General features: G+C 62.1%; 21 protein-coding genes. 14 read left to right on the top strand and 7 right to left on the bottom strand.

From position 1 onward, the window contains the following. The first annotated feature begins 19 nt into the window (after positions 1-19). Both ACNQR1_RS35020 and ACNQR1_RS35015 read left to right on the top strand, forming a co-directional pair. Positions 20-655, top strand: a complete 636-nt coding sequence (locus ACNQR1_RS35020) for a TetR/AcrR family transcriptional regulator (RefSeq protein ID WP_418050619.1) — start codon at positions 20-22, stop codon at positions 653-655. Next, a complete protein-coding gene (locus ACNQR1_RS35015; protein ID WP_418050078.1) occupies positions 652-1,164 on the top strand; it encodes a MarR family winged helix-turn-helix transcriptional regulator in 513 nt (170 codons plus the stop codon). Before ACNQR1_RS35020 ends, ACNQR1_RS35015 begins: the two co-directional genes overlap by 4 nt. Before the next feature lie 106 nt (positions 1,165-1,270). Here ACNQR1_RS35015 and ACNQR1_RS35010 read toward each other — a convergent pair whose 3' ends face one another. The 4 genes from ACNQR1_RS35010 to ACNQR1_RS34995 form a co-directional block, all read right to left on the bottom strand. Continuing rightward, on the bottom strand, positions 1,271-1,783 hold the full coding sequence (locus ACNQR1_RS35010) for a CAP domain-containing protein (RefSeq protein ID WP_418050077.1): 513 nt from the start codon (positions 1,781-1,783) through the stop codon (positions 1,271-1,273). Between the two features lie 90 nt (positions 1,784-1,873). Beyond that, positions 1,874-3,520 carry a hypothetical protein gene (locus ACNQR1_RS35005; RefSeq protein ID WP_418050076.1) on the bottom strand — a complete coding sequence of 549 codons (1,647 nt, stop codon included), beginning with the start codon at positions 3,518-3,520 and terminating at the stop codon, positions 1,874-1,876. Between the two features lie 68 nt (positions 3,521-3,588). Then, positions 3,589-4,416 (bottom strand): alpha/beta fold hydrolase, encoded by an 828-nt coding sequence (locus tag ACNQR1_RS35000; protein ID WP_418050075.1) that lies wholly within the window; start codon positions 4,414-4,416, stop codon positions 3,589-3,591. 83 nt (positions 4,417-4,499) lie between these two features. Further along, positions 4,500-5,051 carry a hypothetical protein gene (locus tag ACNQR1_RS34995; protein WP_418050074.1) on the bottom strand — a complete coding sequence of 184 codons (552 nt, stop codon included), beginning with the start codon at positions 5,049-5,051 and terminating at the stop codon, positions 4,500-4,502. Between the two features lie 276 nt (positions 5,052-5,327). Here ACNQR1_RS34995 and ACNQR1_RS34990 point away from each other — a divergent pair, with 276 nt between their 5' ends. From ACNQR1_RS34990 to ACNQR1_RS34940, 11 genes are all read left to right on the top strand, one after another. Beyond that, positions 5,328-6,683 carry an aldehyde dehydrogenase family protein gene (locus tag ACNQR1_RS34990; protein ID WP_418050073.1) on the top strand — a complete coding sequence of 452 codons (1,356 nt, stop codon included), beginning with the start codon at positions 5,328-5,330 and terminating at the stop codon, positions 6,681-6,683. A 158-nt stretch (positions 6,684-6,841) separates the two neighbouring features. After that, positions 6,842-8,455, top strand: a complete 1,614-nt coding sequence (locus tag ACNQR1_RS34985; RefSeq protein WP_418050072.1) for a CoA transferase — start codon at positions 6,842-6,844, stop codon at positions 8,453-8,455. Beyond that, positions 8,376-9,137: a CoA transferase gene (locus tag ACNQR1_RS34980; protein ID WP_418050071.1), complete on the top strand. Its 762-nt coding sequence runs from the start codon at positions 8,376-8,378 to the stop codon at positions 9,135-9,137. Before ACNQR1_RS34985 ends, ACNQR1_RS34980 begins: the two co-directional genes overlap by 80 nt. Before the next feature lie 174 nt (positions 9,138-9,311). Then, on the top strand, positions 9,312-11,450 hold the full coding sequence (locus tag ACNQR1_RS34975) for a CoA transferase (protein WP_418050070.1): 2,139 nt from the start codon (positions 9,312-9,314) through the stop codon (positions 11,448-11,450). Then, complete coding sequence (locus ACNQR1_RS34970) at positions 11,447-11,995, top strand: VOC family protein (RefSeq protein ID WP_418050069.1); 549 nt, start codon at positions 11,447-11,449, stop codon at positions 11,993-11,995. Before ACNQR1_RS34975 ends, ACNQR1_RS34970 begins: the two co-directional genes overlap by 4 nt. A 109-nt stretch (positions 11,996-12,104) precedes the next feature. Continuing rightward, complete coding sequence (locus ACNQR1_RS34965; RefSeq protein ID WP_418050068.1) at positions 12,105-13,634, top strand: flavin-containing monooxygenase; 1,530 nt, start codon at positions 12,105-12,107, stop codon at positions 13,632-13,634. 11 nt (positions 13,635-13,645) lie between these two features. After that, the gene (locus ACNQR1_RS34960; RefSeq protein WP_418050067.1) at positions 13,646-14,494 is read left to right on the top strand and encodes an amidohydrolase family protein; all 849 of its coding nucleotides are present in this window, start codon (positions 13,646-13,648) and stop codon (positions 14,492-14,494) included. Between the two features lie 43 nt (positions 14,495-14,537). Further along, positions 14,538-17,132 (top strand): CoA transferase, encoded by a 2,595-nt coding sequence (locus tag ACNQR1_RS34955; protein WP_418050066.1) that lies wholly within the window; start codon positions 14,538-14,540, stop codon positions 17,130-17,132. Positions 17,133-17,160: 28 nt separating this feature from the next. Next, positions 17,161-18,285, top strand: coding sequence for a thiolase family protein (locus tag ACNQR1_RS34950; RefSeq protein ID WP_418050065.1), 1,125 nt, complete (start codon positions 17,161-17,163; stop codon positions 18,283-18,285). After that, complete coding sequence (locus tag ACNQR1_RS34945) at positions 18,282-18,683, top strand: Zn-ribbon domain-containing OB-fold protein (protein WP_418050064.1); 402 nt, start codon at positions 18,282-18,284, stop codon at positions 18,681-18,683. The genes ACNQR1_RS34950 and ACNQR1_RS34945 overlap by 4 nt, the downstream gene beginning before the upstream one ends. 58 nt (positions 18,684-18,741) lie before the next feature. Then, positions 18,742-19,284: a nuclear transport factor 2 family protein gene (locus ACNQR1_RS34940; RefSeq protein ID WP_418050063.1), complete on the top strand. Its 543-nt coding sequence runs from the start codon at positions 18,742-18,744 to the stop codon at positions 19,282-19,284. Positions 19,285-19,288: 4 nt separating this feature from the next. On the opposite strand, the gene ACNQR1_RS34935 is transcribed toward ACNQR1_RS34940, so the two are convergent. The 3 genes from ACNQR1_RS34935 to ACNQR1_RS34925 are packed head-to-tail and all read right to left on the bottom strand — an operon-like array spanning position 19,289 to position 22,225. Next, the gene (locus ACNQR1_RS34935) at positions 19,289-19,816 is read right to left on the bottom strand and encodes an HtaA domain-containing protein (RefSeq protein ID WP_418050062.1); all 528 of its coding nucleotides are present in this window, start codon (positions 19,814-19,816) and stop codon (positions 19,289-19,291) included. Positions 19,817-19,821: 5 nt separating this feature from the next. Further along, positions 19,822-21,015 (bottom strand): acyl-CoA dehydrogenase family protein, encoded by a 1,194-nt coding sequence (locus tag ACNQR1_RS34930; protein ID WP_418050061.1) that lies wholly within the window; start codon positions 21,013-21,015, stop codon positions 19,822-19,824. A 7-nt stretch (positions 21,016-21,022) separates the two neighbouring features. Further along, a complete protein-coding gene (locus tag ACNQR1_RS34925; RefSeq protein WP_418050060.1) occupies positions 21,023-22,225 on the bottom strand; it encodes an acyl-CoA dehydrogenase family protein in 1,203 nt (400 codons plus the stop codon). A 234-nt stretch (positions 22,226-22,459) separates the two neighbouring features. On the opposite strand from ACNQR1_RS34925, the gene ACNQR1_RS34920 reads away from it, so the two are divergent. Beyond that, a complete protein-coding gene (locus ACNQR1_RS34920; protein ID WP_418050059.1) occupies positions 22,460-23,386 on the top strand; it encodes a cyclase family protein in 927 nt (308 codons plus the stop codon).

The following is a 23,386-nucleotide window of genomic DNA, read 5'->3' as shown; positions in this document are numbered from 1 at the left end:
CCGGTCAGGCAAAGTGGAGATGGAGCCGTTCGTTGCGACAACGAAAGCCACTTTGGACATCGGGCCAAGGCGTCAACGCAGCGTCGGCCGCCTCGACCGATCGCGGGACCCAGCCATCCTCAACGCCGCACTGGCTGCTTTGGCCGAGAACGGCTATGTCAACACCAACATGAACGACATCGCCGCGCGCGCAGGTGTGGGGAAGGCGGCCATCTATCGCCGCTGGTCATCGAAAGCGGCATTGATCACCGATGCGCTGGTGTACTGGAAACCTGACCTGATGGAGGACGACGCGCCCGACACCGGCAGTCTGAAAGGCGATTTCGACGAACTCGTGCGTCGTGCGGTGCGCAATGACGAAGAGCACTTCTCCTACGATCTGGTGCTGCGAGCCTCGGTCGAGGCCACTCACGATCCGCACCTCGCCTCGGCCCTCGACGATCTTATGGTGCTGAAGGGAAGACGGGTGGTGAGCACCATCCTGCGGCAGGCCTCTGACCGCGGTGAAGTGGCACCAGACCGGGACTGGTCGTTGGTTGCCGACGTGATGACCGGGATGTCTCTGATGCGGGTGATCAGCGGGCAGAGCATCGACGCGAAATTTATCCGCAACGTCATCGACACGTTGATCCTGCCGGCGGTGCGCGGTCAGTGACCAGCACAGAGTCCACGCCGGCAGATCGGAGGACGACGCTTGAACCGGCGGTAGTGGCGGGGCAGTTGCAGATAGCGTTGCTTCGTCTCTGGAACTGCCATCGGCGCGAAGAGGTTGCGAACAACGCTGCAGGTGGGCTACCCGCCGCGCAACTGGCTGTTCTGTCTGAACTTGCTACCCATGGGCCCACTCGGGTGTCCGATTTGGCCGCATCGTTAGGAGTCCGGCCACCTTCGATTTCGGTTGCCGTGAATCGCCTGATGAGGATGGATCTGGTGACTCGATGGCCACGATCCGTAGACCAGCGAGAAGTCCACGTCCACATCACGGTACGAGGACACGACTTCCATCGAAAGACCCTGATCGAACAGGACACTCGGGCTCTTTCTGATGTTGTCCGGTTGAGTTCAAAGGACCAGGAGGCGTTGAGGCGTGCGCTACCTGTCCTCGACGCGGTCGCTCAAGCAATCTGGAATAGCCAACGATCATGTCGCGGTGGTCAGGGCTGAGACCGCCATCCAGTAGATGGATCAACCGGTGGCAGTCTTTGTGTTCAAGGGCGACGGCCTTTGCAGCAGAGGAGAATTGGATATCGCCTATCGAACCCGACCATCCTCAAGCGGCGCGCTCGCCCTTACCGTAGACGGCAACTACGACCGAGCGATCCAGCGAATTGGCCGACCACACGCCCATCTCGATGTTCCCGCAATCCTGCATGATGCCCATATAGTCCGGACGCCAATACCATTGGTTCAGGATGTCCATGCCGTTGATCGCCAACGCTGGATTGATCGCGACAGTCTCGCTCACGTCTCCCGTGTAGCCTGCATTGCGGGCACGGTCGGACACCATCGTGCCGTCGGACCCGATATCCCCATCAAGCGCGCGATTGTTCAGCACGTCATTGGTATGCCACTCCGCCGCGAGCCTCAGCTTCGGATTCATCTTGACATTGGTCGGACAACCGGCCTGATGCTGAATGGTGTAGACGTTGGCCAGCACGCTGTTGTTCAACCGCTGATTGTCTGCATGAGCGGTCGGTGCAGCCATCGTGGTGGCCAAGGCCGGCATCACAAGAAGTGCGACGGCGAGCCTGGGCGCAGTCGTCAAGACAGTCGAAACAACCATGCTTGAACATTACATCAGCATGGTTTGATTTGGTTGAAATGTGATTCTTCTGCTGCGCAACGAGATTCGACGGGGCAATCGGTCCAGAAACTAGCCGAGCATCGTACGCATCTCCTGCTCGGCGAGGCCACGCGCCTCAGGCTCTGTGATCGACTGACCACCGGCCTTGATCATCCGTGCGCGCCCACTCTTGAGGTCATCCTGATACCGTGCGTCGATCACGTCGAATTCCAAATTCTTGACGTAGATACGCATCCGATCCCGTAGTGCGGCGTCGTCGGCTTCCGAGTCGGCGACGACCCGGTGCAGTGATCCGGTTGATACCAGTAGTGCGTGTGCGACTGCCCGCGCCCGCTCGTCACGTAGACCGAGCACCACCTCCCGCGGCGAGGAACGAATCAGATGATCCTTCCACCAGTCGAAGTCTGATGGTGAATCAACCGCCGTGAGTTCTGTTGTCGGCTGCAACAGTGCTCTGACCAGATTCTCGGACGACTGCTTGAAATATGCCTCACGCCTTCCCGCGGGAAGCAGTGCTGCGTACTTGAGCAGCTCGGCGCGGACATCCTCTGTCGAATAGCAATACCGCCGAATTCCGTGGATCGAGGGATCGAAGAAACCAAACTCGTAGTTGAAGACCCGGAACGGGTTCAGTCCGCTGTCGAGTTCCGATGGCCAGCCCCGCTGCGCCGCTTGCGGTGTGAAAGCCCAGACATCCTCGTGCTGCGGCACATCGTTCAGGATGTCGTCGAAGATCGGCGCACCGTACAGCCGTTGAGGAAGGATTAGGCCCGGCATCCTGAAGTAGGAGATGCTCACCCCGGATGCCTGTGCCTTCCGAAGGAAGCGATTGTTGTCCAGGTAGGTGAGCGAGGCCGTATAGCGGGTGAGTGGCAGAGGGTGCGCCTCACCCAAATGAAAGACTGCGTCGTATAGGCGATTAACCCAGTCGCGTCCCCAGACGCGGATCGCTGCTCCAGCGATGCTCCGACCAACGTCCGCTTCGTCTCCGATGTACTGACCACCTACAGTGGCTGCGCCTAGCAGCCCGAGAAGTGCGGTAGTAGGCGAATCGAAGCCTGCGGTGCCGTCGTCAGATCGAATTAGCAAACGTAACCAATCGGTCAGCCGGCCGAACAGCGACTCGACGTCAACTTTGATGGCCGGCTTGAGTTCGCAAAGTAACTGTAGTCCGTCGGCGGTGAACTCGCGCTGATCATCTCCGACGCCCATTGATGCCTTGACGAATTCTCCCAGAACTCCGATGTGTTCCGGAGAGTGGGACCGGTCGACGTCATCGGTCAACGCGTCGCGGATGGCGGCTGCGATATCCGCTGTCGAGTCGCAGTTCTCCACCTCATCAAGGAAGTCGTGCAATTCGCGGCGCCGCACGGATGAGAAGGGAACTTCACGTGATCGCCGGTTGGCGGCGACTGCCACCTCTGCAAGGGATACCTGGGGACCGTGGCGGCTGCTCCCGTTGCGGGCATAGGACCGGATCACGTTGCTTCGTACCCACTGGTTGACAGCTTGTCGACTGACGCCGACTGCGCGGGACGCTTCTGCTTGGCTGACCAGATCGGATGGAATCTCATCGGCGACGGATTTGGTCCTCAGCCGTTCGGCGGCTCGCTCCAACGCTCGTACGAGTTCAGGCAAGGGCACCGCACCGGCTTCACCAAGTGTGAGTGCCAGGCGCTCGAGAGCAACCGAGATCGATTCGTCGCCCTGGTTCATGCCTTCCAATCCTCTTCCCGACCAATACGAACATGAGTGTAACCGGATTGGAGGAGGAACCGTCACAGCTAGTGAGTTATCTCCGAACACCCGGTGATCGGCTCACTCAGCAGAATTTCGATTGCGGCCGCGGTCCGTGCCGGCGCATCGAGGGGAACATGGTGGTAGGCGCGTGGAACAACGATGTTGGGTACCGGGCGGCCGAGCATTTCAGCCAAGCGCTCGACTGCGCTCAGATTCGCGATTTCGCTGGCTGCGCCGTATATGAAGCCGACGGAGCACTCTATCTTCGCGATGGCGGCATTCAGCACGTCTCTGGGAATGCGGTGCATTGTTGAGGGATCGAACTTCCAACGCCATCCGTTCTGCTCCTCGCGCAGCCCTCCCCTTGCGACATCGACAAGCAAGCGATGGGCAGCACAGGTAGCTCGAGGCCTCAGCCGGAAGTTTTTGATCCCCTCGTCCTGACTCGCATAGAACTTGACGACGCGGCTCCCGCCGGGACGCGGCGGGTGGGGAATGATGGCGCTATCTATAGCTATAACGGCCCTGACAACGTCGGGGAACATTGCCGCGGCATACAGCGCAACCAGCCCACCCATGCTGTGGCCGACGAGGGCCACCTCCCGAGCATCCAATTCGTCGATGACGGCCCTGATCTCTTGGGCCCACGTGCTCAGGCCGTAGTCATCGTCGCGGTGTCCGCTGTCGCCATGCCCGGACAGCTCGATCATCACCACGTCTCGGAACTGACCGAGATATGGCACCACCGCCTGCCACCAACCGGCATGAGCACCCGCCCCGTGTATCAGAAGGACTGGGAGGGCCTTGCGGTGGCTATCCAACCGGCGGTAGCGAATTCGGCAACCGCCCACGACGATGAAGTCATCACGCACGGTCGGCGAACGGAATTGATGACGCCCGTTTACCGCCGGTGGTCGTTGGCAGTTGGTCTCAGATCCAGATACTGATCCAAGCTTCACACCTTGCTCGCGGCAGCCTTCGACCGAGACTCGACGTCATTGAACAATTCATCGAGTGCGTTACGCGCCGCTTCGATTCGCCGTGCGTAAACGTCGTCGTCCACTGCTGCTTCAGAGTGCGTCGACTCAACGGGGCTTTGGACGTTGGCCGTCGCCGAGGCGACGGCAGCGAACACCGACCACAATTCCTGAACCATGGTCTTCGCGAGCTTCTCGTAATCGATCGACACAACTGGTGCCACCACCGAGGAGGGGGTCGCCTGCCCACTGTCAGCCGCCTCAGTGACCGCGACGGGACGGTAGGCGTCCCGAGTGGCGGACGTGGCGCTGATTTTGTAGGTCCGCTTCCCACGGATTTCGCGGGTGATCTCGCCTTCGGCCTCCATGGCGGCGATCAGCTGAATGAACGCGACTCCCGTTCCCTTGTAGTCGATGCGCTCTTTCAGGACACTTGTTGCGAACCCGGAAGAGTCCGAAATCGGCCCCCCAGTGGCGAGGAGTTGCCGAACGCGTGCCCGCGCAGTGCGATCTCGAGCCATCGATGCCACCTCCATAATTACGTTCGATCCGAACTGCCTTGCACCCGCCGTCGCTGTTGCGACAGTTAGAGATGCTGTAAGCATATAACGGTTCAACTATAACATCACTTTCCTCCTGCGCCCGGGGTTCGGCCACGAATGCCTTGTTCTAATGGTGGAGTAATGTTGTACTCCGCAATTGGACGGCACGTGGACGTCTTCGAGAGAGCGAGAGTGCGGACAGTGACGAGAACCCTTCACCATTGGATCGACGGCCGAGCCCGAGCCAACCCAGAGGGCCCGACAGTGCTCGTCGAAGGACCATTCGACCGGACGCCGATCGCCAGCGTCCCGTTGGGGTCGGAAGCCGACGTTGACGATGCCGTTGCCGGTGCGCGCCGGGCGCTCGAAGATTGGCGTGATCGACCGCCGTACGAGCGCGGCCGGCTTCTGGCTGCGATCGCCCAGCGCCTACGTGAACGGCAAGACCAGTTCGTCGCCGTCGAGGTGTCCGAGACTGGAAAGCTTGAACGCGAAATGGTCGGCGGCTTGCACACCTCCGCCGACTACTTTGAGTACTACGGCGGTGTCGTGCGCGCACTATTCGGCGAGACCATCAACTTGGGAGCCGGGGACCACGCTTTCACAAACCGTGAACCATATGGTGTCGTCGGCATGATCACACCGTGGAACGGGCCGTTGACACAGGCTTCTCGGGGTGTTGCAGCAGCACTCGCAGCGGGCAACACCGTTGTCCTCAAACCGTCTGAATTCACATCCAGCACCACAGTGATGCTGGCCGAACTCGCGACAGAAGTCGGCGTACCACCCGGGGTGCTCAATGTCGTACTCGGTACCGGCCAAGAAGTAGGCGCAGCCATCAGTCGCCATCCCGATGTCCGGTTATTGGCTTTTACGGGGTCGGCCGGCGTGGGTAAGCAGATCGCACACGAAGCCGCCGAGCGACTGGTGCCGACGATCCTCGAACTGGGCGGAAAGTCGGCGAACATCGTTTTCGCCGACGCAGATCTGGACAAAGCGGTTTCGAGTGCGTTGACGATCTGCGTCGGAGCAGGGCAACAGTGCGCAGCGCTGAGCCGTCTGCTCGTTCAGGACTCGATCTATGACGAATTTGTGGCTCGCGTCGGCGAAGCGATCCAAGCACGCAGGCCGGGACCGGATCTTGCGCCAATGACTACTGAAGCGCAGTTCGAGAAGGTGGTCGAGTACTTCGAGATTGCCAAGACCGAGGGGGCCCGGCTCGTTGCCGGCGGAAGGGCCGTGGGCGGAGAGCTCGCGAGGGGTCGCTACGTCCAACCCACCGTGTACGCCGACGTGACTGCGGACATGCGGATTTTCCGGGAAGAGATCTTCGGACCTGTCCTAGCCGCCACGCGGTTCACTGATGAAGCGGAAGCCATTACGTTGACCAATGATTCAGAGTTCGGGCTGGTTGCCAGCGTATGGACGGCCGACTCAGCACGCGGCTTGAGGGTTGCTTCCAGGTTGGACGCGGGTCAGGTCCTGGTCAATGGAGGGAAGTCGGGTATCGAGACTCCGTTCGGGGGCTTCAAGGCTAGCGGATTGGGCCGGGAGAAAGGCTTTGAATCTCTGCTGCACTACACGCAGTTGAAGACCACGATCGTGTCGACCCGCGATTGATCCCCAGGGATTCCACCTGGTGCCATGTCGTGCGGGACCGATGACGACAGGACGTTCGCGTCGCTTGGTTTGGTAGCGCTATTGTGGTGTTGCGTGCAGTAACAAAGTTAGAACAACATAAGCTGGCGCAGTCACAGCAGAGCGAACGGAGCACCAGAATGACCACCAACCCCGGTGCGCGTGGACCGTTGGACGGCGTGCGTGTGATCGATGCGACCGACGGAATCGCAGGCCCCGTCGCGACGATGATCCTTGCGGATTTCGGGGCGGACGTGGTGCGCCTCGAGGACGACCGCCATGCAGAGCTCGAGTTGCCCGGCCACGTGATGTGGAACCGGAACAAAACCGTATTGCCGAGCACTGAAGCAGCATCTGATCTCGTCGCGGCAGCTGATCTGGTCGTCACCACCTGCGCCCGAGAAGCGGAACGGTTGGGTGTCCCGGTGGAGGGGAACCAGCCCGTGGATCAGGTGCATCTGCATCTACCTGGCTGGGAGCCGACAGATCCGCCACGGAGGCCGGTCGACGCCCTGCTTGCTGACCGGATGATGCAGGCCGACTTTGGGATAGCCCGCCGCCAAACGTCGTTCAGCGGTGGTCCTGTCGAATGCGTCTACCCGTTCGTGAGTTACCTCCAAGGTGCATGGGGTGCTACCGCGGCGATTGCGACGCTCATCGAACGAGTCAAGACCGGAATGGGGCAACGACTCGTCATCGATCCGTTGCACGGGGCTATCGTCGCTGCCACGACCACCATGTTTGCCGATCCCGAGGTCTCACTGCCCACGACATCGGTGGGTCCAGGTGGGCCCAATCCTGTCTTCGGTACCTATCAATGCGGCGACGGTGAATGGATCTTCCTCGGGGCGCTCGGTGTGAAGTTTCAGGACCTCGCCTTCGAACTGCTGGACGTCACCGACATCACGTCACATCCGCGCATCGCGGCGAATCGCGAGGCGATCTATGCGGTAGATCTACGCGATCAGGTCCGCGCGCGCATCGCGGAAGGATTTCGGACCAAACCGCGGTCGCATTGGCTGGCCGAGTTCGAGACCGTCGGTTGCCCAGTAAGCCCGGTGGGCGAACGCGACCACTGGCTCGATCATGAGCAGGTCAGCGCCATGGGGCAAAGGGTGGAAATCACTGACCCGCAGGTGGGACGTGCCGTTATGGGCGGCTCGCCGGTCGACTTCTCGGCGTTTCCTTCGCCCGTCTTCAAGCCGCGGCGCCAGGTCTCTACCGCGGCCTGGCCGGCGCGTCCCACGCCGCAATCCGATCCTGACTCCGACAGCGACGCGCTCCCCGGGCGAGGGCCATTGCACGGCGTCAAGGTGCTGGACCTCGGAACCGTCTTGGCAGGTCCCTATGCTGGTCAACTGCTTGCCGCGTTGGGGGCCGACGTCGTGAAGGTCGAGACGACCAAGGGCGATGAATTCCGGACGCGTGGGTACATGATCAATCGCGGGCAGCGCAGTCTGTCGATCGATCTGCGCGACACGCGGGGTCACGCGACATTTCTGAAGCTGGTAGCAGGCAGTGATGTCGTTGTAGACAACTTCCGCCCGGGAGTGCTCAACCGACTGGGCATCGACCTCGACGCGTTGCGCTCCGTCAATCCCGAGATCGTCACCGCCTCGATCACGGGCTATGGGGGCGTGGGGGCCGCTTGGAGCCCAACCTGGATACGATCCAGTGGTCCAGGCGTTGTCCGGCATCATGGCGGCACAGGGCGGAAACGCCGAGCCCGTATTCTGCACCGTTTCGGTCAATGATGTAACGAGTGCCTGCTTGGCCGCCTTGGGAACTTGCGCCGCCCTGTACCAGCAGGTGACGGGGCGGGGCGGTCAAGCGATATCCACTTCGCTGGCAGCCGCCGCGACGTTCATGCAGAGCAACGAACTGGTCCGATACACCGGGCGACCCGCGGCTGAGCGCGGCGGCCGCGACCATGCCGGCCCGCAGGCCATATCCAGGTACTACTTGTGCGCAGACGGTTGGGTCCGGTTGCATCTGCCGTCCCGTGACATGGCCGTGAAGGCGCGGTTGATTGCGCATCCCGATCTTCATGAGCAGACGGTGGCACTGGCCATCGCCTCGGCGGTATCGAATATGTCGATCGAAGAACTGGATCGACGGGTCGCACCGCTCGGAGGACTGGCGACCCGGGCGCGAGACAACAAAGAACTCTTGTTTGCCGCCTCCACACTCGATGACGGACATGTCGGCAAGGTGACCTGGCCGGACGGAAACGTCAGCTTCATGCCGCGCTCGTATGGCACCTTCGGTAGGCACACGTCCAATTCGATGATGACTACGCCGGGAATGGGCGAGCATTCTCGGGCTGTACTGGCTGAGGCTGGGATCGACGCTGACGCGATCGATGAATTGGTTAGCGCGGGGGTTGCCGTGGAGGGAGTTCCTTTGGCCAGCGTGGCCGGTACCGGGTATCGATGATCTCGGTTGCACAGCCGCTCGCTAGGGAACGGGTTCTATTTGTGTTTATACTCGGTCTGAACAGTATTGGGGTTCTGTTGGGCTGCGCCGGGAGGAGATGGTCACCGTGAACGGTCATCGCTACCCTGTCGGGTTCGGCCGGAGGACTGCGTCGCCGTGGGATGCGATCGTGTCGTGTCCGAACTAGCTTCAGCGGGCGCGCTGTCCGGGATCAAGGTTGTCGATTTGTCCCGTGTACTGGCCGGCCCCTACGCCGCGCAAATGCTCGGCGATCATGGTGCGGACGTGATCAAAGTCGAACCTCCCGCCGGGGACGGCACCCGATTGTGGGGACGCTCAATTCACGACTCGACCAGCCCTTACTACGTCGGGTTGAATCGAAACAAGCGGCATTTGTCTGTGGACCTGTCCACCGAAGCGGGGCGTGCGGTACTGCTGGCCTTGCTCGACGAAGCCGATGTCCTCGTTGAGAACTTCATCGGTGGAACCATGGAGCGGTGGGGGCTGTGCTCCGATTGGTTGCTGCAGAACTACCCGTGGCTGGTGTATTGCCGGATCTCTGCCTTCGGCACATCGGGGACCATGGCAGGTATGCCGGGCTACGACGCTGTGCTACAGGCATATTCAGGCCTGATGTATCTCAACGGGGAACCCGGGCGTGCTCCGGTGCGGATACCCATGCCGGTGGTCGACTTGACCGCAGGGATGCATGCTTTCTCTGGAATACTGTTGGCACTCAACGAGAGACACCGGTCAGGGCGTGGCCAACTCGTCGACATCAGCTTGCTTGACAGCGCGATGAGTCTCCAACACCCCGCCGCCGCCAATTACTTTGCCACTGGTGTGCCACCAGAACGACTGGGAAGTGGCCACCCGAATATTGCCCCGTGCGACGTTTTTGAAGGATCAGAAGGCTATGTCTACATAGCGGCCGGTACGGACAAACAGTTCCAGCTGCTGTGCGACTACCTGCAGATTCCAGATCTGTGTGCTGACCCGAGATTCGCCATGAACGCCGCCCGCCTGACCAACGAATCCGTGCTCAAGGCTTCTCTGGAGGCACGGATGCGCGAGATGACCGTCACCGCGCAGACCGCTCGGGAAATGATCGCGTGGGGCATTCCGGCGAGTATTGTCCGATCTCTTGACGAAGTGGTTAACGACCCCCAACTCGTCGATCGCGACATGATCACCACCGCAGGTGCATTTCAGGTGATCGGAATCCCCGTAAAGCTGAGTAGGACGCCAGGTTCCGTCCGGACCCCGCCCCGATTATTGGGTCAGGACACGGTGTCGGTGCTGAGCAGACTCGGGCTCAGCGACGAAGTCATCGACTCCCTGCTGGATTCCGGGGCCGTCATAGCTCAGGACCGTCAACGCTCGGAGGCCGAATCGGCCGAATCGTCGGCAACGCAGTCGCGGGCCTTGTTGAAACCGCTTTCAGAGAGGGAGCCAATGGAGTACGAGAACATCCTGTATGGCGTGAGCGACAAGATCGCCACCATCACGCTGAACCGGCCAGAGAAACGCAATGCGTTGAGTCCGGCGTTGCGCCGCGAGGTTGTCGATGCGCTTCACACCGCCGAACGTGACGACGACGTCACCGTGGTCCTGATCCAGGGGGCCGGCGAGGCGTTCTGTGCCGGCTATGACATGAACAGTTACGCCGGTGGCGAGAAGAACCCGGAGCGACCCGCAGGCTGGAACCACAGCGAATTGTTCGAATCTTGGACAGGCCAGTTCCCGCGTAGCGCGCTGCGTGACTGGTTCACGATCTGGGATCTGATGAAACCAGTCGTGGCCAAGATCCACGGCTACTGCCTTGCCGGCGGCTCCGAACTGATGTCCATGTGCGACATCGTCTTCGCCGCTGACAACACGATCATCGGATACCCTCCCACCCGCGCACAGTCGACTCCTGATATCGACTACTTCCCCTGGAAGATGTCGATGGCTCAAGCCAAATACCTTCAGCTGACCGGAAACTCGGTGACGGGCGCCCGGGCTGAGGAGATCGGCTGGATCGCGAAGAGCTTTCCGGCTGAGGACCTCGACGAACAGGTGATGCGCGAGTTGCGCCCCATGGCACAGCTGCATCCGGCCATGCTCGCGGCGAACAAGTTCACGTTGAACCAGAGCTACGAGACAATGGGGATTCGTGCAGCGATGCAGGCGTGTGTTCCCTGGTACGTCATCGCTCGTAGCTTCCGACCTGGTGGCGGAGACTTTCAACGAATGGCCGCAGAGCAGGGTCTCAAGAGCGCGCTGGCGTGGCGCGACAGCCCGTTCAAGGCGGAAGGGTTTCCGCTGTGAAGGACAAGACAGGAGAACACAATATGACCGAGGCCGCGGTCAAAGAACTCAATCACGTCGCGATCGGTGTCTCTGACCTGGACGCATCTCTCCGGTTTTATACCGAGGGGCTCGGCATGCGAAAGACGCTGGTGAAGCCGGTGAGCGATCTGACGTGGCGCCTCATGCGACTGCCGGAAAACACCACGGGCTTGTCCGTTTTCGTACAGGGACCGTCGCGCGTCGGCCAACTGGAGCTGGTCAAATGGGATTTGCCCTGCCCCGATGGTGATGTGCCCAAGCGTCCCGGAGCGATGGGTGTGGGCCAGCTGTCTTTTCCGGTCGACCCTGAGCACATCGAAACGATCTACCAGCGGCTGGTCGGCATGGGTGTCACGGTGTATTCCGAGCCCACGACGACAATCGTGAAAAACTACGGCCCCGTCACTCTGTTCCTCTGTGAGGATCCGGACGGAAACCAGGTCGAACTGATCGCCCTGCCATCGCCGGAGGTCGTACGCGAATTCCGTGCTGCCCTGAAGAAGGAGTCCGCAGAAGATAGGTAACACCACTAGCCCAGGATTTGAGCATATCGCAATTCTGTTACTATGGTGTTAGAACCACTTATTGAATCTTATGATGCTGAGTGCTCGCCAGAGCGGTTCGGAGGGTTGGATGGCGCGTCCGTTGCGCGTGGCTGTGGTCGGTGCCGGGATGTCTGGTGTGTTCCTCGGCTATCACCTCAAGAAGGCCGGGCACGATCTCACCATCTATGAGAAGCGGCCGGCCGTCGGTGGGACGTGGGATACGAACACTTACCCGGGTCTTCACGTCGATGTCCTCACGCGCAACTACGAGTTCCCGTTCGCGCGCAGCCACCACTGGACCAAACATTACGCGCCGGGATCCGAGGTGCGGTCTTACCTGCAGGACTTTGCGCAACAGCAGCAGCTGCTTCCGCATATCCGGTTCAACACCGAGGTGACCTCCGCGGTGTGGGGTGATGAAGACGGACGCTGGACGGTGACCTTGGATGATGGGTCGCAGGCCGAGTTCGACATCGTCGTCGCCGCAACGGGATTCCTCCGGGTTCCTCGGGTGCCGCACCCGCCGGGATTCGACGACTTCAAGGGCCGTCAATTCCACTCGTCGGCCTGGGACCACACGATCGACCTGAGTGACAAGTCAGTCAAGTACGCGGTCGTGGGCACGGGATCCAGCGGTGTCCAGATCGTCACTGCGCTCGGCAAACTGGGCCTCGACGTCACCCAATTCATCCGCTCACCGCAGTGGATGCAGGTCAAACCGAACCCGGCGTACAAGTGGTGGGAGAAGGCCGTTCTGCGCGTTCCTGCGTTGGCGAGACGGTACGACGAGAAGATGGCAGAACGGCGGGTGAAAACAGACGGCACCGAGACGTGGAAGCTGGTGCCCGGCCCGGACCGCGACGAGATGAACCGGCGTTTCGTCAAGATGCTCGAGGACGAGATTCCCGATCCAGTTCTACGCGCCAAGTTCACCCCCGCCGAACCGCTGGGAGTGAAACGTATCGCCAAGACGCCGGATTACTACCGCGTTGTTCAGCAGGCCAATGTGCACCCGGTATTTCGAGGGGTCGAACGGCTGGAGGAAGCCGGAATCGTCGATGACGCCGGCGATCTCCATGAGGTCGACGTCATTGTGTGGGCGACCGGATTCGACGCCCACGCTTACATGAGGCCGATGTCTGTGAGCGGCGCCGAGGGTGTCACCCTGGACGACGCATGGCGGGATGGAGTGCAGGCGTTCAAGGCCATCGGGGTCCCACGGTTCCCTAACTTCTTCTTACTGTGCGGCCCGTTCGCGCCTATCAACTCGCTTACGATTCCGACAACCCTTGCCCACGAAGTGGGCTACCTGATGCGGTTGTTCGGGGTCATTTCCGAGACCGGAAATGCCTATGCGCCAACGCAAGAAGCCACCCGCCGTTTTCTGGACGAGGTCGAGGCGGCGCTGCCCGGCACGACATTCGCCGCGGGGAACAACTGGTACAGCCAGCGTGTCGGTGTACCGATCATCTGGCCGTTCACCCGGGCCAAGCACGAGAAACAGTACGAGACACTGTCGTTGGACGATTTCGACGCTTACCCGACAGTGTTTGCCGCCGGTGGACGCTCGGCCTCGGACGGTGAGATCGTCCCATTCCGCGCCCGTCGGAGCGGTTGAGGGCAGTCGGAATGGGATACGCACCAATTGTCGATGCCCAGGTGCACGTGTGGAAAGCCGCCACGGCGGAGCGGCCGTGGCCGCCTGACGCCATCGCACCTCAGCGTGAAGTGCCGCTAGAACTGCCAGAGCTCAGTCAGCGTATGGCCGATTCCGGAGTGAACGCGGCACTGCTGCTCGGGCCGACGTGGGAGGGCTCTCGCAACGACTACGTGCTCGCGGCGGCGGAGGCCGACCCGGCGCGTTTCGGCGCGCTATGTCGGTTTCCCGCCGGTGACCCGGCGACGGTCGAGCGATTGGCGCACTGGCGCGAGTGCACCGGTATGTTAGGTATTCGTATGTCGCTCAATCGAGGCGATGTAGCCGGCGCGCTCGAAAGCGCTGCCGGTAGCGGATTCTTCGCCGCGGCATCGGAATTCGGTGTGCCACTAAGTATCTATGCGCCGGGCCGCCATGAGCTCTACGAACGCCTCGCTACGGAGTATCCAGCTCTGAGGATCACCGTAGATCACGCCGCGATCGAGCACCGAGATCGCCCGTTGAGCGAAGCGATCGCCCCGCTGCTGGCTTTGGCGAAGCATCCTGGGATCGCGGTGAAGGCATCGGCGCTTCCTTGTTTCGTGGATGAGTCGTATCCCTTCCCGTCGATCTCGGAGGCGGTGTACCGACTGGTGGAGGCTTTCGGTGCGCAACGAGTCTTCTGGGGATCGGACCTGTCTCGGCTGCCGATCCCATATCGGCAACTTGTGGACATATTCGTCAACCACACAACAGAACTCACCGATGAGGAACGAAGGCTGGTGCTCGGCGAGGGCCTCGCGCGATGGCTCGGCTGGACCGCGGTCCTTGACGCCGAATGAAGCCATCGCAATCCAGCGACGTAATGAAGGACATGGAGGCGAAATGACGTCGAGCGAAGTCATCGAGGAACGGCAAGGCTCGTTGGCCGGTGTACGTGTCATCGAGATCGGCGACCAGCAGGGCGAATACTGTGGGCTGGCTTTGGCGGGGTTGGGAGCCGAGGTCATCAAGGTGGAGCCGCCCGGCGGGTGCGACAGCCGCCGGCTGGGGCCGTTCGTCGATGACATCCCCGACCCGGAGAAGTCACTGCACTTCTGGGCCTACAACCGTGGCAAGCGCTCGATCGTCGTCGACTTGGATGCCGATGCGGGCCAAGCGGAGTTCGCTGAACTACTCAAGACCGCGGACGTTCTGCTCGATTCGACACCGCTGGACTACTTGCGGGAGCGTGGATTCGTTGCCGATGCACTCCGGCAGGCAGACTCCCGGTTGATCATCGCGCGGATCACCCCGTTCGGCGAGCAGGGTCCTTATCGGGATTTCAAGGCCTCCGATCTGGTACACCTGGCGCTCGGCGGTGTCGTCATGAATAACGGCTACGACCCGGATCCGAAACTACGCTACGACACTCCGCCGGTGGCACCGCAACTCGGGCACTCCTATGCCATCGCCGGTGAGCAGGTGGCCTTCACGATCGTGGCCGCACTGAGTACTCGCAACCGGACGGGTTGCGGACAGTACCTATCGTGTGCGATCCACGAAGCGGTGGCGAAGAACACCGAGGGCGACCTGATGTCGTGGGTCGCGCTGCGTACACCGTTCAACCGCCAAACCTGCCGGCACTCGGCGCCCAATGTGTCGCGGCATAGGTCGATCTTCAACTCGAAAGACGGCCGTTGGTACCTGGCCATGACGAGGAATGCCAAGCTGCTGGGCCCCTTCCTCGATGAGTGGGGAATCGGTGGTCGCATCAGCGACGGCAGCGACGAGTTGGAGAAGGACTCACGCGTGCTGCCGGGCATGGAGGGTGGCGCGGCCAGCAACATGGACGTCGTCGAACAAACGATGCGCCGGTACTTGTTCGACGATGTACCGTGGCGGGAGGCACAGGAAGCCGGTTTGATGTGGGTGCCGGTGCGCAAGCCCCACGAGAATGCCGATGACGAGCACTGGCTGCGCCGGGGCTCCTACACCGATGTCGAGCACCCAGAACTCGACCGCAGCTTGCGCTACCCGACTAGTAAATGGATCACCCAGGGCGCCGAGAGCAGCGGCGGAACTCAGTGGCTCAAGGGCCGGCGGGCACCGTTGCTCGATGAAGACCGCGACGCTGTCCGCAAGGCGATCTCCCCTCGCGCTGTTGAGACTCCGGTGTACCTGCCGCAGACCAGCACCGAGCGGCTGACGCCCTTCGGGACACCATTCCCGCTGCAAGGTGTCCGCATTCTCGACTTCACTTGGATGCTGGCTTCTGCCGGCGCGACGCGGTTCCTTGCGGCGCTGGGCGCTGACGTGATCAAGGTCGAGTGGCACAAGAATCTCGACCCTCGCCGTGGTGGCGCTCCCGTTGGCGGCCGGGAGGCTCGTGAACTCGCGACCGGACCGGTGCCATCGCGATGGCCTGCTGACCAGGGCGGACCTGTTGGCGCGCAATACAACAACAAGAATCCCGGAAAGCGCGGCATCTCGCTCAACGTGAAGGATCCCCGGGGTCTGGAACTGGCCAAGCAGATGGTGGCACAGTCCTCATTGGTCACCGAAGGATTCTCGCCCGGCGTGATGGAGGCATGGGGGCTGGGTTATGACGTGCTGCGCGAGATCAACCCCCAAATCATCTACGCCAAGCAATCGGGGATGGGCAGCCAGGGGATATACGGACGCTTTCGCACCGTCGGCCCGGTGGCGCAAGCATTCTCCGGCCTGTCTGAGATGAGCGGACTTGCCGAGCCGTTCCCGCCGGCCGGTTGGGGCTACTCCTACCTCGACTGGTACGGCGCATATAGCTTCGCTCTGGCTCTACTGGCAGCTATCTACCACCGCGAGATGACCGGCGAAGGTCAGTGGATCGACGCATCGCAGAGCGAGGTGGGTCTCTACCTCACGGCGGTGCCGCTGCTGGACCACCAGGTCAACGGCCGGGTGTTCCAGCGTGCTGGGAACCGTTCACCGTATTCTGCGGCCGCGCCCGAGGGCATCTATCGTTGCGACGGCGACGATCGATGGATCGCCATCACCTGCCGCAGCGACCACGAATGGGCGATGCTGGCCAAGGCCGCCGGCCATCCAGAGTGGTTGGATCGGCCAGAGTTCGCCACCGAGTCGGCACGAGGAGCCCATCGTGGCGAACTGGACCGCCTGGTGGAGTCGTGGACATCCGGCTGCGAACCATTCGCCCTGATGCAGAGACTGCAGGAGGCGGGCGTCGCGGCGGGTGTCGCGCAGACCGCACAGGACCGCTTCGAGTTCGATCCACAGCTCAAAGAGCGCAACTGGCTGACTGAACTCGAAGCCACCGACTTCGGGCGCTGGCCGGTGGCGGCACCCTCGGTGACCATGAGCGAGACGCCACAGTTCGCGGGCGGTCTCGTGGGCCGCGCAGCACCTACCTACGGTGAGCACAACCATGAGGTCTACCGAGAAGTGCTCGGCTTGAGCGCCGACGAGGTGGACGCGCTGGCCGAGGAAGGGGTGATCTGAGGTGGGGAGCTCGCAGAAACTCGGCTCCGTGGATGGCAAGGTTGCGATCGCTGCCGTCGGAAACACGCTTCAGGGCGAGATCCCCGGCATTTCGGCAGACGAACTTGCCGTCGAGGCACTGCGCGTGACCTTGGCCGAGTCGCACATCGACAAGAGCCAGATTGACGGCCTGATCACGTGTAAATCATTCGGCGGGTTCGGAATTGACACCGAGATCGGTCGCCTGGCCGGTCTGAATCCCGCCTACAGCGCCACCCTCGATTACGGCACCTGCAATTTCTCGTTGCACCTCGCCTGCGCGGCGATTCAGGCCGGTCTGGCAAGCGTCGTCGCAATCACCTACGGGACGGTGCAGCGCAGTGCCGGCAACCGGTTCACCGCGCCGCTGGGCCGACAGGACGAAGCGTCGGTCTACGGCTTTCTCAACGTTGCCGGCCCGGCGGGAATGGCGTTTCGCAGGCACCAGAAGCTTTACGGCACCACCGAGGCCGACCTCGGGGAAATTGCCGTATCGCAGCGCAAGTACGCGATGTCCAACCCGCTGGCCATCTTCCAGAAGCCCTTGACGATCGAGGATTATTTGAATGCCCCCTACCTGGTGGAGCCGCTCCGCCGGGCTGACCTGTGCATGATTTCCGATGGCGGGGCATGCCTGATCGTCGCTGATGCGGAAAAGGCGCGCGAGTTGTCCGATCGTCCGGTCTATGTGAGAGGGATTGCGCAGCAGACCGGCCTTCGCGACCGGCAGAACGCAGATCAATGGTTGCGGCCTTGGATCGAACGTGTCGCCCAACGGATTTATCCCGCCGCAGGTATCGAGCGTGACGCCATCGATGCGCTCTACATCCAGGACCCCACCAGCGTGTGGGTGCTGCAGATGCTCGAGTGGTACGGGTTCGTCCAACACGGTGGGGTGGGGGAGGCATTCCGCAATGGTGATATCGGGTACGGCGGGCGGCTGCCACTGAACACCAATGGCGGTCAACTGTCGGAGGCCTACATGTGGGGATTCCTGCACCTGTGTGAGCTGGTCCGGCAGATGCGTGGTGAGGCGGGGGACCGGCAGCTCGACAAGATTGAAACAGCACAGTACTGCTCGACATTCGGCATGATGAAGGCCGCCAGCACGATTTTCACCGCGGAGGCAGCATGACCGCGACCTTCCCCTATGGCGAGACCCAAGGTGACGAGCACTTCTGGGACGGCGCGCGAGCGGGATCCTTGACCTTCCAGAAATGCGACGATTGCGAATTCATCCGATGGCCGGCGGCCGGAGTGTGCCCCGAGTGTCTGTCGCGCTCTTCCACATGGGTTCCGGCCGAGGGGCGTGGGACGTTGTGGAGCAATGTGGTGTACCACCGGGCATATTCATCCTCGCTCAAAGGTGAGATTCCCTACCCGGTCGGATTGGTTGAACTCGATTGCGGGGTGCGGCTACTCACCCGTCTGGTGGATGTTCAGACGGGTGTTGACGCCGTCGGCGCACGAGTCTCGGTGCGGTTCATCGAACTCGGGGAACACGGGACTGTGCCCGCCTTTGGCCCCGCATGACGAATACGCGTAGAGGACGGGCAGGCTGAGCAGATGACGAAGGGATGAAGTTCACACGATGACGACAACCACGACCGGCACGCTGCAATTGCTGAGTGACAAACAGGAATTGACCGAACTTGTCGCGCGCATCGCGCGAGCCGTAGACCGCAAAGACCGAGAAGGTATTCTCGCTTGTTACGCGGAGCGATCGTTCGACGATCACGGCAGGTTTCGGGGCTCGGGTGCCGAGTTCGCCGACTTCATCTGCGATCCAGAGGGGTTCACCTCGGTCTCTCCGTTCGTCTTCCATCTGATGGGACAGTCGTTGTTCGACGTCGACGGCGATGAAGCGTTCGGGGAGACCTACTTCGCGTTCTGGATGCAGGCCAAGCCGGACAAGCTGAACGAGTCGATCGGACGGTACGCCGACTATTTCGAGCGGATCGATGGTGCCTGGCGCCTTGTGTATCGACGCGTCGTGATCGATTGGGATGGAACGGTTCCGGCTGACAACGCGGCTCCGGGGGGTCACTTCCGTGGCTCCCGTGACGAGCTGGATCCCACGCTCCGGCGCCTCAAATGGCCGGAGCACCCCGAGCACAAGACGTCGATCGGGTGAAGCCTCAGCGAGGTGGCGGTATCTGGATGTGCAGCGGTGCCATGAGTTCTCCGGCTGAATAGACGTCCCCGAACACCGCCACCCCGTCGGCCGATAGTCGGACATCAGTGGCTTCCCAAGTGGTGTCGGGTGCGCCGGGCTCGCGTGCACCCACGGTGAAGGTGACCAGTTCGACGCGAGCTGGCTGACCATCGTCATCTGTGGTGGTGATCGTGACGTTCCCCGCATCACCGACGACCGTGACGACGGGATCGGTGATGGCGACATGAAGGAGTCCACCGTGGGCGATGTATCGCACCTCGCCGCGAAACCCGTATACGCGCTGGCCGGTTTGCGCGTGGTCCTCTGAATACTCGCCGGCCGGAGGGAATATCACCTCGCTGGCCGCGTTCGCGGTGACACCGCCGGCGACGTAGGCTCGGCCGTCCGGCGTACGGGCGACGTATTCCAGAAAGCTCCGCTTCACCGCCCAGCGAAGGCCAACGGCCGAGGTGTCGCGAGGGCTTGATGTATCTTCCTGCGGCTCACTCATGGTCATCAGCCTTGGCCGTCGTTGTCGATGGCCACCGCGGCGACCAACTCGACGTGGTCCTCGACGGTTCCGAGGATCAATCCGTCTGTGGTTGCCCGCTTGAAATACAGATGCGGCAGACCTTCCCAGGTGAACCCGAGTCCGCCGTGCAACTGGATAGCGCTGGTGCTGATCCAGAGGTAAGCCTCGGATGCCACCACACGAGCGAGGCTGGTGGCCAGTTGCGGGTCGTCGGTGCCATCATCTAACGCCCACGCCGCGTGGTAGGCCGCCGAGCGGGCTTGTTCGAGCGCGACGAGCATGTTTGCGCAGCGGTGTTTGACCGCTTGGAAGGCCCCGACCGGCTGGCCGAACTGAAGCCGCGATCCCACATGCTCGACAGTGGCCTCGAGCATCTTTTGCGATCCACCGACCTGTTCGGCTGCCAGCAGCGTGCACGCGGTCAATAGCGCGCGTGTGCACACCTGGGGTGCCTCTGGCTCCGGGGCCAGCAGGTCGGCGCGGCATTCCTTGAAGGAGACTCGGGCTTGTCGGCGCGTGAGATCGAGCGTCGACAGCGGAGTCCGTTCGAGCCCATCGGCGCCGCGGTCGACAGCGAAGAGCGCGGTCCCCGCCGCGGTCCTGGCCGCGACCAGAACGATGTCTGCGGCGGCACCGTCGACGACCTGCTCCACCGTGCCGTCCAGCACCCACCCCGTGTCGGTTGGTCGGGCAGATACCGTGAGCTTGTCGGCGTCGAAGGTGCCGTTGGACGTGGTGATCGCCAGCGTGGCCACGCGTTCACCGCTGATCAGACTCGGCAGGTACCGATCACGTACGTCGGCGTCTGGCAGCGCAGTCAAGGCGGGGATGGCAAGGCACAGCGTGCCCAGTACCGGTCCGCACAGCAGCGCAGCGCCGAGTTCTTCGACGACAGCCGCGGTGAACACCAATCCGGCTCCCTCACCGCCGTATTCGGCAGGAACGGCCAATCCGAGCACGCCGAGCTCCGTGCCCAGCCGCTGCCACAGTCCCCTGTCGTAACCCTCGGGGGAGGTCATGGTGTTGCGGATGACCTCTTCTGGCGAGACGTCGGCGCAGAAATCCTTCAACATCGCCTTCAGTTCGAGAAAGTCATCGGTGAACGCGAATTCTTGCGACACAGTGGGCAACTGCCTCTCGATTTCGTCCTGCGTGGATCTCGTGGGTGCGATGGTCATGGGCGGTTCACCGCGGAATCTCGCGCCAGGGCACGTTTTTGTCCCTGCGCAGCTCTTGCGGGAGCTTGAGGACGCGCTCGCCGATCACATTTCGCTGAATCTCTGACGTACCGCCCTCGATCGTCGTTGCACGTGAGCGCAGATACTTCCGTTGGATGGCGGTCGGCCCGCTCGTGTCGTCAGGGGCGTCCGGCGAGTAGGTGTCGATGAGGGTCCCCTCGGCACCCAGTAATTCCATGCAGAACTCATAGACGTTCTGGGTGAGCTCGGATCCGACGAGCTTGGTGATCGCACTCTCCGGTCCCGGTGCCTCGCGGGTTGCTGCGGCGACGCGCACCCGGTCGGAGGTCAGCCGATGCGTCTCGGCCCGGATCCACAGCCGGGTCAGTTTTTCCCGCAGCGCCGGTGTCCGACGATCCGGGCGGGTCTGCCATAGTTCGACCGCGTCACCGATGGCACCGCCACCACGGGCAGGGACGCGATCGCCCAACGATGTGCGCTCGTCGCCGAGCGTGCTGTTGGCGACGATCCACCCAGCGCCGACCTCGCCGAGCCGGTAGGTATCTGGAATGTAGACATCTTCGAGAAAAACCTCGTTGAAGTGGGCGCGCCCGGTGATCTGACGCAGAGGGCGGACGTCGACGCCGGCGGACTTCATGTCCACGATGAAATATGTGATTCCCTTGTGCTTGACCGCATCCGGGTCTGTGCGGGCCAGCAGTACGCCCCAACGCGCGATGTGTGCAAGGCTGTTCCACACCTTCTGGCCGGTCACCCGCCAGCCGTCGCCGTCTCGAACAGCGCGCGTGGCCAGCCCGGCCAGGTCGGAACCGGCGCCCGGTTCGCTGAACAGCTGGCACCACTTCTCTTCACCGGTGGCAAGCGGGCGTAGCAAGCGAGCGGCCAGATCAGGCGTTGCGTAGCGGCGGATGGTGCCGGCCACGATGCCGTACCCGATGGTGTTGACCGTGCGGGGCTCAGGGCCTCCGGCGGCTTGAATGATCTTGTTCGCGATCGGCTGCAGGCTGCGAGGCGCGTCCAGCCCACCGAGGCCGACCGGGAAGTGGACCCAGCTCAGTCCAGCGTCGTACCACGCGCCCATAAGGACTTCTTGCGGCGTTTCTCCCGGCGGATTCGCCGCCACCACGTCACGAGCGAGTCGCTCGATGGACGTGGAGTCGAAACGAGTGGTCGAATCGGGGGTAGTCATTGGCGCCGTCCCTATGGTCTCGAAGTCTCCCGCAGAGCCTCTAATCACGGTATAGCATAATTAGAAGCTCACGAAATCGTTCGTTTCATCATATGGCACCATAAGTGTGTACCCGATGAAGTCACCGCGAAACGCTGGTGGCGACCGTGCCGTAAGGGACAGAGGAGGCATCTCATCGAGCGTTCCAACGGCGTCTCGCCGCGCCGCCAATACACACGGCAGGACGTCGTGGCCATGGCTGAGAAGTACCGGACGTGGGGACGGTGGGGGTCCGACGACGAACGCGGGTCGACGAACTACATCACCCGAGACAAGGTGCGGGCGGCGGCCGGACTGATCCGGACCGGGCAGGTCTTCGCACTGGGAGCTCCGCTGGATCGCTCGGGTCCCAACCGGGGACGCGCGGGAAGCGCCAGGGTCAATCCTCAGCACATGATGTACAAACATGGTGGCGACATGCTTGCCGATTGGCCGAATGCCAGCCAGGGCATGCAGTCGACCGACGATGGCATCTATATGCCGCTGCAGGCCGGCACCCAGTGGGATGCGTTCTGCCACGTGTTCTTCGACGGGCAGACGTACAACGGACATGGGCCGCAATCGGTCACCAGCGCCGGCGCGACGCGAAACAGTATTACTGAGGTGTCCGAGACCACCACTGGCCGAGGCGTTCTGCTCGACTTTCCCCGGTTCTACGGCATCGACTGGCTCGAACCGGAACAGGCAATCCAGGACGTCGACGTCGCTGCATGCGCCGACCATCAAGGCGTCGACATCGGCGAGGGCGACGTGGTGCTGGTCCGCACCGGACACATGCTCCGACGTCGCGCCGAGGAGTTCTGGGGCGACTACGCGGGAGGCCCCGCGCCGGGACTCGGACTGAGTGCCTGTGACTATCTCCTGCCCCGCAACATCTCCGGAATAGCCTCCGACACATGGGGTTTAGAAGTGGTTCCGGCAGAATCACTGCCCGAGGTCAAGTTCGGCATGCACGTGGTGTTGCTGGTCAATGCCGGCGTGTTGATCGGCGAGATCTGGGACCTGGAGGCACTGGCCGCCGAGTGCGCCGCCGACGGCAACTACGAGTTCTTTCTCACGGCCGCCCCGCTGAAGGTGACCGGCGCCGTGGGGTCGCCGCTGAACCCCATCGCCATCAAATAA

This window comes from Mycobacterium sp. 48b (genome assembly GCF_048282725.1).
In the GTDB taxonomy this organism is placed as follows: Bacteria; Actinomycetota; Actinomycetes; order Mycobacteriales; family Mycobacteriaceae; genus Mycobacterium.
This window is presented reverse-complemented; position numbering and strand designations above follow the sequence as displayed.

Excerpts from the sequence above, each read along its gene's own strand:
- ACNQR1_RS35020 (WP_418050619.1), top strand. The coding sequence starts at position 20 with ATGGAGCCGTTCGTTGCGACAACGAAAGCCACTTTGGACATCGGGCCA.
- ACNQR1_RS35010 (WP_418050077.1), bottom strand. The coding sequence starts at position 1,783 with ATGGTTGTTTCGACTGTCTTGACGACTGCGCCCAGGCTCGCCGTCGCA.
- ACNQR1_RS35005 (WP_418050076.1), bottom strand. The coding sequence starts at position 3,520 with ATGAACCAGGGCGACGAATCGATCTCGGTTGCTCTCGAGCGCCTGGCA.
- ACNQR1_RS34985 (WP_418050072.1), top strand. The coding sequence starts at position 6,842 with ATGACCACCAACCCCGGTGCGCGTGGACCGTTGGACGGCGTGCGTGTG.
- ACNQR1_RS34965 (WP_418050068.1), top strand. The coding sequence starts at position 12,105 with ATGGCGCGTCCGTTGCGCGTGGCTGTGGTCGGTGCCGGGATGTCTGGT.
- ACNQR1_RS34960 (WP_418050067.1), top strand. The coding sequence starts at position 13,646 with ATGGGATACGCACCAATTGTCGATGCCCAGGTGCACGTGTGGAAAGCC.
- ACNQR1_RS34955 (WP_418050066.1), top strand. The coding sequence starts at position 14,538 with ATGACGTCGAGCGAAGTCATCGAGGAACGGCAAGGCTCGTTGGCCGGT.
- ACNQR1_RS34945 (WP_418050064.1), top strand. The coding sequence starts at position 18,282 with ATGACCGCGACCTTCCCCTATGGCGAGACCCAAGGTGACGAGCACTTC.
- ACNQR1_RS34940 (WP_418050063.1), top strand. The coding sequence starts at position 18,742 with ATGACGACAACCACGACCGGCACGCTGCAATTGCTGAGTGACAAACAG.
- ACNQR1_RS34935 (WP_418050062.1), bottom strand. The coding sequence starts at position 19,816 with ATGAGTGAGCCGCAGGAAGATACATCAAGCCCTCGCGACACCTCGGCC.
- ACNQR1_RS34930 (WP_418050061.1), bottom strand. The coding sequence starts at position 21,015 with ATGACCATCGCACCCACGAGATCCACGCAGGACGAAATCGAGAGGCAG.
- ACNQR1_RS34925 (WP_418050060.1), bottom strand. The coding sequence starts at position 22,225 with ATGACTACCCCCGATTCGACCACTCGTTTCGACTCCACGTCCATCGAG.
- ACNQR1_RS34920 (WP_418050059.1), top strand. The coding sequence starts at position 22,460 with ATGGCTGAGAAGTACCGGACGTGGGGACGGTGGGGGTCCGACGACGAA.